The 7,186-nt window shown below is 71.3% G+C and carries 8 protein-coding genes; 6 read left to right on the top strand and 2 right to left on the bottom strand.

The window, feature by feature from the left end; genetic code table 11:
* Positions 1-91: 91 nt before the first annotated feature.
* From AB0953_RS32720 to AB0953_RS32705, 4 genes are all read left to right on the top strand, one after another.
* Positions 92-298 (top strand): hypothetical protein, encoded by a 207-nt coding sequence (locus AB0953_RS32720; protein ID WP_366863210.1) that lies wholly within the window; start codon positions 92-94, stop codon positions 296-298.
* Between the two features lie 384 nt (positions 299-682).
* Complete coding sequence (locus AB0953_RS32715; protein WP_366863208.1) at positions 683-982, top strand: hypothetical protein; 300 nt, start codon at positions 683-685, stop codon at positions 980-982.
* A 1,043-nt stretch (positions 983-2,025) separates the two neighbouring features.
* Positions 2,026-2,640, top strand: coding sequence for a hypothetical protein (locus tag AB0953_RS32710; protein ID WP_366863207.1), 615 nt, complete (start codon positions 2,026-2,028; stop codon positions 2,638-2,640).
* A gap of 482 nt (positions 2,641-3,122) precedes the next feature.
* Positions 3,123-3,368 carry a hypothetical protein gene (locus tag AB0953_RS32705; protein WP_366863206.1) on the top strand — a complete coding sequence of 82 codons (246 nt, stop codon included), beginning with the start codon at positions 3,123-3,125 and terminating at the stop codon, positions 3,366-3,368.
* A 198-nt stretch (positions 3,369-3,566) separates the two neighbouring features.
* Here the strand turns inward: AB0953_RS32705 and AB0953_RS32700 are convergent, their stop codons facing one another.
* Both AB0953_RS32700 and AB0953_RS32695 read right to left on the bottom strand, forming a co-directional pair.
* Positions 3,567-3,962, bottom strand: a complete 396-nt coding sequence (locus AB0953_RS32700) for a hypothetical protein (protein WP_366863205.1) — start codon at positions 3,960-3,962, stop codon at positions 3,567-3,569.
* A complete protein-coding gene (locus AB0953_RS32695) occupies positions 3,959-4,243 on the bottom strand; it encodes a hypothetical protein (RefSeq protein WP_366863204.1) in 285 nt (94 codons plus the stop codon). Before AB0953_RS32695 ends, AB0953_RS32700 begins: the two co-directional genes overlap by 4 nt.
* A 699-nt stretch (positions 4,244-4,942) precedes the next feature.
* Here AB0953_RS32695 and AB0953_RS32690 point away from each other — a divergent pair.
* Both AB0953_RS32690 and AB0953_RS32685 read left to right on the top strand, forming a co-directional pair.
* Entirely contained in the window at positions 4,943-5,956 is a 1,014-nt protein-coding gene (locus AB0953_RS32690; RefSeq protein WP_366863203.1) for an SPFH domain-containing protein, read from the top strand.
* A complete protein-coding gene (locus tag AB0953_RS32685) occupies positions 5,953-6,852 on the top strand; it encodes a hypothetical protein (RefSeq protein WP_366863202.1) in 900 nt (299 codons plus the stop codon). The genes AB0953_RS32690 and AB0953_RS32685 overlap by 4 nt, the downstream gene beginning before the upstream one ends.
* The last annotated feature ends 334 nt before the right edge of the window (positions 6,853-7,186 follow it).

Genomic DNA, 7,186 nt, shown 5'->3' with positions numbered 1-7,186 from the left:
TGCTCCCCCCCCCGGGGGGGGCGCCGGGGGGGGCGGGCGTGGGGGGGGCGCCGGCGCGGCCGGCGCCGACGACACCGGGCCGGGCCATTCCGTGGGCAGCTCAGGCTTCGGGAACTCGGGCGTCGGCAACGCGGGCGCACTCAACGACGGCGTCGGCAACGCGGGCGTCGCCAACTGGGGTCTGGGCAACGCGGGCGTCGCCAACGGGGGTCTGGGCAACGCGGGCCTTGCCAACACGGGCATCGGCAGCCACGGCATCGGAAACTCCGGCCTCGGTAGCTCCGGCATCGGCAACTGAGGCGGGCCACGGCCCCGCACCATCGAGTCGCACGCCGCGCCCGGCTGACGCCGGGCCGATCCACCCCCCGGCCGCCCGTTCGCTGAGCGGCAGGCCCGGGGGGCTGGCGCGGAGCGGCTGGCCCGCGAGAACAGCGGACCGCGCGAACAGAATCGGCTTCACCTGATTGCACGAGCGCCTGGAGACCACCGCCCCCCGGCAGCCCGCCTGGCCGCTGCCCGTGAGCCTGGCTGTATCGAGGGCCGCCGGGGGTGCGGCCTCAACTCCCTCTCGCTGCCTCTGTCGCCCGCTGCCTTCCGTTCTCGGGTTCTGGCTCACTTTCAGTGGAGGGCTGACTGGGGGTGATGTCAGTGGTGTGCGGTGGGATGGCCGGACTCTGCTGCCGTGACCTGCTACGAGTCCGCTTTGAAGCCCGTGTACTCGTCTCTGACCCACGCCCTGGCCGAGGCCTTGGTCGACGTCCTGTGGTTCATCGAGGGCAGTGAAGACGAGCAGCTGGATCAGGACGACGCCGTCAAGGTCCTGGAGGGTGTCGCCCACCTGGCCGGCAAGCTGTCGAGCGACCAGCGGAGCGAATTGACCGACCTGCTCGGGACGATGGCCGAAGCCGAGGCCGACCCCGGTCGGCGGGAGTTCCTGGAAGGGTTCCCGGAAGGCTTCGGCCTCCTTGATGATGCGGTCTGACCTGTGCTTCACGAGTAGCGCAGGACGCGCTTGCGGAGTAGATGAAAGCCGGCCCGGCCGAACGTCTGAGAGGAACCTGCGGACGCGCAAACAGAGAGCGACCTGCCTGCCTCCCCTGGGCACATCTGCGGGAAATCGCAGGTAAGAGCTGTGAACGCCGTGACGAGATCCGCATCCGGGACAGGCGGCCTCGGGCATCGTGCTTCGGGCCTCTATGTGTACCGCCTCGTCATTCACGGCTTCGGACAGCACCGTCACGTCGGCGATCGACGGGAACAGTAACTCCTCCAGCCGGAGCCCCCCTTCTCCCACGGGCCGAACTGTCAGCCACACCGCACCCGCTACGGGCCAATTCCGTGCAACTTTCCCAGGGCCACTCACCCGACAACCGTCACTCGGCGTGCATGCTCCACGGAAAGTGAGCCAGAACCCGTTCTCTTGAATCGACATCCCGCCTCGGCGGGTGCCTCCCGAAGTCATGAAGAACGGGCTTCGTTACGCGTGAATAGAGCCAGGCCGGGTTTCGCCGATTCCCACCCGGCCCCGTCGACCCGTACGGCACGCTCGTTGTCGAGGGGGGCCGCGCCTGGCGGCCAGGCAGGTGGAGGCGGCTGTGAAGAGGGACGAGACATGGACCGCCGAGGGAAGGGCGTTCGCATGGGGGCAGTGTCGGGGTGCTCCTCGCCGACGTCACCCGGGCGTGACGCCCGGGGCCCGCAGCACCGCACCGAACAGGTGCCATTCCCCGGTAACAGCGTCTACGACGGGGTCCGGCGCGGCCAGCACCCGCTTCTGGCACCGCACCGCGCAGCCGGACAGCGGCACTCGCGCCGGTCACCCACCGCGGCGACGTCATCGGTGTCCTGATCAAGTCAGACTTCGGTATTCCGCACCGGTGTGCCGCCCGCACCTGTCCACCAGCTACCCGGAACGCCGGTGGAAGCCCGATGTCTGCAAATGACCCTGACCGCGCTGTCCGGTGCAGATCACACCGCGACAGGCACGACGGTATGGGTGGCCGCGTCACGGGGTACCCGTGGGAGGTGGGACGGGAACGGCTGACGTTCGACGGCTGGATCGCGGCCGTCGGGACGGGCTCGGGCACGCGCGTGGTCCTGGGCCACTGGCCGCGCTCGCCCTTCGGGCCGTTCAGCGACGTGATGCTGGAAGGCGCCGACGGCCGGCGTCTGCTGCTGGCGCCCACCGCCCGCACCACGCAGTACATCGCCGGCGTCTACCACTTCGACGAGGTCCGGACGACTCCCATGCGCGTGCAGCACCGACGCGACAGCGTGTGGGACATCGCAGCGGGACCCCTGGAGCTCCGCTTCCGCCTCGGCCGCCCGGGACCCCTCGGGCTGGCGCTGCGCGCCGTGCCCCGCCCCCTCGCCCGGCGACCGCTGTGGGCGGCTCTGACCGACGTGCCCGCGCGCTTGGTGACCGGTGCACGGACCCGGGGCAGCTCGCGCCCCGGGTACCGTCAGTGGTACGCGGCCGGCGGCCTGTGGCCGATCATCGCCGCCGACGCGTCCTTCGACGGCGCCGACCTCGGTCCCCTCTCACCCGTCGTTCCACCCGTCTGCTTCGGTTTCGGATCGGCCCCCAGGACGCCTGCACTGGTGCGCGTGGTCTCCACGGTCGAACACGCTGGTACCTGACTCGGACTGACCCAGAGCACGTCACGCTCGCCCACTGAGCGTGTGTGCCTTCCGGCCACCCTCAGTCAAAACCAGCCACCAGCCCGTCACCACTCTCCACCACGCGGGCCATATCTACCTGCAGGGGGACAGCCGCTACGCCGACGCCTGGATCGACCGGCTTCGGGGCTGTAAGCCCATCGCGTTGCACACGTTCCTCGTGGAGGACGAGCAGATCCCGGCCCTTTTCCAGCCGTGCGTCTACGACAACCAGGGCAGCCCGTCCGCAGTCGGCAGCAGCGGCTGCCTATGCCGCAAGTCCATCAGTGGGCGGCGGCGCCGGGGGTCAGCGCATCCTGCTGTGTCTGCGGGCCGGGGCACGGACCTGCCGACGCCGCCGCAGGGCCGTTGCGGCTCCGTTGTTCCCGGCGTCCGACGATTGAAGAGAAGCGGAATGGACAGGCGCAAAGCCCATCACCGATATGAAGCGAGGGAGCGCCGTCATGTCTGACCCGAAGGCAGACAAATCACCGCTGGAACGCGTGACCGGCGAGAACGATGTGACACCCGAGGAGGAGCGGCAGCGCGAAGCGGCCCGGCCCGGCGGCAAGAGCCGCATTCAGGACATGGCGCACAAGGTCAAGGACGCTGCGCAAGAAGTCATGGGAACTGGAAAGCCCGAGGCGTCAGGCGCCACCCAAGAGGAGAAGGACGTGCTGCGCGAGTTCGACAAGGGATCAGACCGCTGAAACTCTAGTCCCCGCGGCCGTCGTCGGCCGGCACGTGCGCCGCCGGGACGGACGGCGAGTGGGCATCCACCGCCACCGCCCCGCCTCCGGGCCTGGACGCCAGTGGCGCAGCCAGGTCTGCCTCACACCCCCTCATGCCGGGCCGGGGCCGTGCCGAGGCGCCGGCTCAGCCCGGCACGGCTCGGCGCACCCGGGGGTTCAGTGGAAGCCGAGCATGCCGGGGGTGTCGATGCCGATGGCGAGGACGCCGGGCGGGTACCGGTGTTCGTCGTCGGTGAGGAGGATGGGCATGCCGCCGGCGTGGGTGCGGCGCAGGGCGGTATAGAGGGCGTGGCAGGTGTCCATGCCGCCGTAGCCGTCGCGGAACATGGTGCCGACCGCGGGCGCGTCGATCTGCCCCAGCGTTTCGACGTCGGTGCACGGATACCCGAGCACGGCTCGTGCGGCGGCGGCCAGGTCGGCTTCGGCCTGGGCCAGGCACAGGGCCGGGACCAGGAGCCGGTCGCCGCTGGCGGTCACATTCACCGCAAGCGCGTTGAGCGCCTTGTGCCCCGAGGCGAGGGCGGTCACGGCGCTGGTGTCGAGGATGATCACGCGGCGTCCCGGCCGGGCAGCGCGAGGACCTTCTCCGCGGCGATCCGCCGCAGATTCCCCAGCACGTCCAGCGAGGCGAACTCCTCGTCGCTGATCTCCACCCCGATCACCTCCCGGGCGTGCGCCCGGGCGGTCGCGACCTGCTCGGCCCGCTGCGCGGCGGTGGGCTCGGCGGCCGCGAGGGCGTCGACGAGCTGCCCGATGCTCAGCCCGCGCTCTTCGGCGAGCTGGGCGAGGTGGTCTCGGGTCTGCTTGGTCACCTGAATCGTCGTATTCGCCATAGAAGGACCGTAGCACGCCTATAGAACGTGGCGGGGGCGCTCTCCGCGCAGCCGCTGTTCGGACACGACGGTCGGCCTGAGTCCGACCGGGCGGCAGGTCATGGATCGTCATTCGCCTGCCCGAGACCCGCGCCACAAGGCCGCATCGCGGGCGTCCGGCCCGCCCCGCGCCGCACGCGCGCGAGGCATCCGGCGGGAGCCCACACCCCCCCACTCCGGCGGAAGAAGGCAGGGCCGCCCCTGCCGCCGGCGGTGGGGGCCGAGGCGCTGGGTGCTACCGCGGCCCGGGAGCCCTCGGCGGGCCGGGTGGGCGCGGAGTCGACGGAGACGCATCCGGAGGCCGCGAGCAGCGCGGCGAGGAGCAGCGGCAGAGACGTCGGCGGCGCCGGTTTTGCTCGCGTCGAACGGGACGCGGCTCCAGAAGACCGGAGCGATCAGCCGGCGGATCCACTCGATATCGCCCCGACGGCCCGGAGGCGGGCGGCGGCCTGTTTGGGTCCGAGCGGGTGTCGGTGGGGATCAGGTCCGCCAGGTCTTCAGTCCGGTCCGGCCGACGCGCGCAGCCGGCCTGTCCGGCCGGGGCGCTTCCGCCTGGTTGCGAGGTTCGAAGGGGACAGGAGGGGCTGCCTCTTTTCGTCCTCTTGACGATATAACCTGCGCCCGTTATCGTCACATCGACGAAATAAAGGGGGGTCCGACATGGCCGACATCACCCGACGCTTCGGCTGGCGTCATCTGCGCTCCGCGCCCACCGCTCACATCCGCCACCACAAACGCGGCCGGCTCGTCCACGACGGCCGGGGCCTCAGCTTCTGGTACCGGTCACTGTCGGCGGCGCTGTCCGAAGTTCCGGTCGACGACCGGGAGCTGGCCATGGCCTTCCACGCCCGTACGGCCGACTTCCAGGACGTCACCGTGCAGGCCACCGTCACCTACCGGATCAGCGACCCGGCCGAGGCGGCGGACCGGCTCGACTTCTCCGTCGACCCGGACACCGGGAGCTGGCGCGGCGCCCCGCTGGAGCAGATCGCCACTCTCCTCACCGAGACGGCACAGCAGCACACACTGGACGTACTGGCCCGGACCCCGCTGGCCGTCGCACTGGTGGATGGCGTCACCTCCGTACGGCAGCGGGTCACCGACGGTCTCGCCACCGAGCCCAGGCTCCCGGCCACAGGCATCGACGTGGTGGCCGTGCGCGTCGTGGCGATCCGCCCCGAGGCCGAGGTGGAGCGCGCCCTGCGCACGCCGGCCCGCGAGCAGATCCAGCAGGAAGCGGACCGGGCCACATACGAACGGCGTGCCGTTGCCGTCGAACGCGAGCGTGCCATCGCAGAGAACGAGCTGGCCAGTCAGATCGAACTGGCGCGTAGAGAGGAGCAGTTGGTCGACCAGCGCGGTATCAACGCCCGCCGCGAGGCGGAGGAGAACGCGGCCGCGGACGCCGTTCGGACCGAGGCCGAAGCGGCCCGCAAGGTCTCCCTGGCCCGCGCCGACGCCGAAGCTGCGCGCGAGACGGGCGCGGCACGCGCACAGGCCCAAGCCGCCTGGCTGCGGGTACACGGCGAAGCCGACCCGGGCACGCTGCGCGCCATGGCGGCGGCCCGGCTGGCGGAGAACCTGCCGCGGATCGAGAGCATCACGCTCTCTCCGGACGTCCTCACCGGGCTCCTGACCCGGCTCGGGCGTCCCGAGGGCGGAGCCGGCGCGTGAGCCTGGCCCCGCGGGCTGTGCTCGTCCACCGCAGGACCGAGTACGAGGAACTCCTCACCCGGCACGGGACGCACGGGCAGGCTGCCTTCTTCCTCTCCAGCCGGGGCCGCTCGATCGACGAGTTGCTCCGCCGCCACGACCGCGTGCAACAGGCGCTGCAGGAGGTGGCGGCGGCGGTGCCCCTCACCTGGCGCAGCTCCCGGGTGGAGCGGGCGGACCTGGACCGCTTCCTGTTCGCCCCGCAGGACGTGGTGGTCGTGGTCGGCCAGGACGGGTTGGTCGCCAACACCGCGAAGTACCTGTCTGGACAGCCCGTCGTGGGCATCGACACCGATCCGGGGCGCAACGCGGGAATCCTGGTCCGCCACCGCTGCCACGACACGGCCGCCCTGCTGCGCGCCGCGATCGCCGCCGGGGGCCGGGCGGATGAGCTGACCATGGTCGAGGCCGTCGCCGACGACACCCAGCGCATTCTGGCGCTGAACGAGATCTACCTGGGCCCGCCCGGCCACCAGACGGCCCGCTACCGCCTGGGCTCGGACACGGAGAACGGCCCGGGCGAGGCGCAGGCATCCTCCGGAGTGCTGGTGGGCACAGGCACGGGCGCCACCGGCTGGCTGCGCTCCCTGTGGCTGGAGCGCAGCAGCACCACGGAGCTGCCGACACCGTGCGACCCGCGGCTCCTGTGGTTCGTGCGCGAAGCCTGGCCCTCGCCCGCGACCGGAACGACGAGGGTCGCCGGTGAGCTCGGGCGGGGGCAGAAACTGCGCCTGACCGTGGAGTCGGACCGGATCGTGGTCTTCGGAGACGGAATGGAGGCCGACGCCCTGGAACTGACCTGGGGCCAGAGCGTACGAGTGGGCATTGCTGGAACAACGCTGCGCCTGGTGACGTGAACACTGGTGTCGTTGTTGATGGGCGGGGTGTGTTTTCGGGGGGTGGCGTCAGTTGTTTGCTCTGGGTGGTGCGAGGCGTTTTTGCTGGTGTCGGTCAGGTGCCGGATGGCCCCGATCAGCTCGGCCACGTCGGCTGCCGCCGCGTTCTGTGGCGGGGTCCGGCCCGGCGGTCCGATGCCGGTCAGGGCGGCCAGGTCACGAGGGGGATGCCGAGCAGCGATCGAGTTCGACCATCTGTAGCCCCAGCCGCTGCGCCTGGGGGCCCGGAACCTACCGGGTCCGAGTCCTGCGCCAGGCGCAGCGGCCTCCCGCGACCAGCGGCGTGGATGTGCGC

This window comes from Streptomyces sp. NPDC046866, assembly GCF_040704625.1.
Lineage (GTDB): Bacteria > Actinomycetota > Actinomycetes > Streptomycetales > Streptomycetaceae > Streptomyces.
This window is presented reverse-complemented; position numbering and strand designations above follow the sequence as displayed.

What these genes read in the sequence shown, in the direction of transcription:
- AB0953_RS32705 (WP_366863206.1), top strand. Translation starts at nt 3,123, where the DNA reads ATGTCTGACCCGAAGGCAGACAAATCACCGCTGGAACGCGTGACCGGC.
- AB0953_RS32695 (WP_366863204.1), bottom strand. Translation starts at nt 4,243, where the DNA reads ATGGCGAATACGACGATTCAGGTGACCAAGCAGACCCGAGACCACCTC.
- AB0953_RS32690 (WP_366863203.1), top strand. Translation starts at nt 4,943, where the DNA reads ATGGCCGACATCACCCGACGCTTCGGCTGGCGTCATCTGCGCTCCGCG.